General features: G+C 31.0%; 2 protein-coding genes and 1 pseudogene. All 3 read left to right on the top strand.

Annotation, left to right across the window (positions count from 1 at the left end; all coding sequences use genetic code 11):
* Window positions 1-208, top strand: a 208-nt coding sequence (locus AN960_RS24930) for a hypothetical protein (RefSeq protein ID WP_216600084.1), incomplete at its 5' end; no start/stop codon positions are given.
* A pseudogene (locus AN960_RS25130) lies at window positions 195-394 on the top strand (IS1595 family transposase); the annotation flags it as partial. The gene AN960_RS24930 and the pseudogene AN960_RS25130, both read left to right, overlap by 14 nt.
* Window positions 395-528: 134 nt before the next feature.
* A complete protein-coding gene (locus AN960_RS16165; protein ID WP_056473544.1) occupies window positions 529-1,272 on the top strand; it encodes an amidohydrolase family protein in 744 nt (247 codons plus the stop codon).
* Window positions 1,273-2,035: the final 763 nt, after the last annotated feature.

Genomic DNA, 2,035 nt, shown 5'->3' with positions numbered 1-2,035 from the left:
GGGGGTTTCCCCCTGTGAGAGTAGAACGTCGCCTGGTAAACGAAAAGCATCAGCTATTAAGTTGATGCTTTTTTTGTTGGAATATAAGAATGAGGTTCCATGTCAATTTACGGGTCATCTAGCTTGCACCCTTAAATTGACATGGTTCTTTTTTATTATTGCATTTAAAACTTTATTTTTTAAACGATTCAAGCTTACAAAACGTTAATGCTCTTCATTCACATTTGGAACAATTGATAAAATGATTTAAAGGTGAAACAACAAAGTATCTCGACAATTACCTAGATTGTGGATGTTCGTAGCAATGAAATTTACAAAACATAATATTAAGGAGTTCCATTTCTCGTCTTTTATATTCCAAATGACAGCTACTTACGATAATTTTCGCTTATAAAATTCGCTGTATAGTGCTTATTTAGCTATTAGCAGTATAGAGCTATAAGAAAAAATTATGAGTTTGCATAAATAATTCATATTTTTCTTTATGAACCATCTTTGATAAGTTAAAGAAAAGAGAGGGGAAATGAAATGAGAATTTTTGATGCACATTTTCATATTATTGATTTTAATTTTCCAATTATCGAAAACCAAGGATATTTGCCACCCAACTATGTTGTAGAAGATTACCAGAATGAAACTACTGATTTAAATGTACTAGGAGGAGCGATAGTATCCGGTTCTTTCCAAGGATTTGACCAAGAATATTTATTAAACGCACTTAAACAAATGGGCACAACATTTTGCGGCGTAACTCAATTACCTTTTACTGTAACAGACGAAGAGATTATAAGCTTAAATGAAAAAGGGGTAAAGGCATTACGTTTTAATATAAAACGAGGTGGTTCAGAAGATAGATCAAAGCTCGATTACTTTGCAAGAAGAGTTTACGATTTAGTCGGATGGCATAGTGAACTTTATATTGATGCAAAAGAGTTACCTGAAATTGCATCAATTATTGAGAAGTTACCTGCTATTTCAATTGACCATTTAGGATTGTCAGAAGAAGGATTACTTCATTTATTAAAATTAGTAGATAAGGGCATACACGTAAAAGCAACAGGTTTTGGGCGTGTGGAACTGAATGTTGAAAAAACTTTAAGGTCCATATATGAGACAAATCCTGATGCGCTTATGTTTGGTTCAGATTTGCCATCTACAAGAGCTAAAAGACCTTTTGAATATACAGATATTGAATTAATTCAACAGCTATTTGATGAAAAGGCTATTGATAAAATCCTGTACACGAATGCATTAAAATGGTATTTCAAGTAATTCAGCTTTAATTAGGTTGAGCTTTATAAAGAAAGTTATGAATTTCTTTTCAATAGTTTCTGTTAGGAGTTCTATAAATAGCTGTATAAGTAATGGATCCATTAGTAAAGAAGAAAAAGAATAGATTAATGCTTATTCCTAATATTTTAATGTTCTCATTTTGAAATGGCACTCTTCTAATTTTGTTTAGGTTTGCTATTTTAACTGCTTATTTAGTATTTCCAAACTAAATGTCTGATCAATTCCACATTTTTACTACAATATTATTACGATCAACGTACCAAATTGTTGAATAATCATTAAGTAAACAATAATGGTGATTTTTAATTTCTTATATTATACGGGTAGCTGCTTCCCATAAAAGACAGAAAAGTCAATTGCCTACATTCTTGGATGAGGAGTGTTCCTAGTCCCTATAGGGATAGTCCAGATCGAACAAACTTGTAGCTTTTGAAGAATAATTTAGGAACAGATGACACTCTTAAAAAAGTGTAACTGTATAAAGGGAAATACGATTAACTTATTTAAATAAATACACTATAAAAGTACAGATAAAACTTTTTGTTAATTTTTTGTAAAGAAATGCTTGCATTCATTTGGACGAGATGGTATATTTGTTTATGTTGTCACGACAAACCAAGTGAGAACAACAAAAAAATATAATAAGTTGTTGACAAATGATTCGACAAAATGTTATTATATTAAAGTCGCTTCTGAGCGACGAAGTGAACTTTGAAAACTAAACAAAACATGAAGTAAACGT

Origin of the sequence: Bacillus sp. FJAT-25509 (assembly GCF_001420605.1) — a bacterium.
Classification (GTDB): Bacteria; Bacillota; Bacilli; order Bacillales; family Bacillaceae_G; genus Gottfriedia.
Note: the sequence above shows the minus strand (reverse complement) of the source record. Positions and strands in the feature narration are given on the sequence as shown.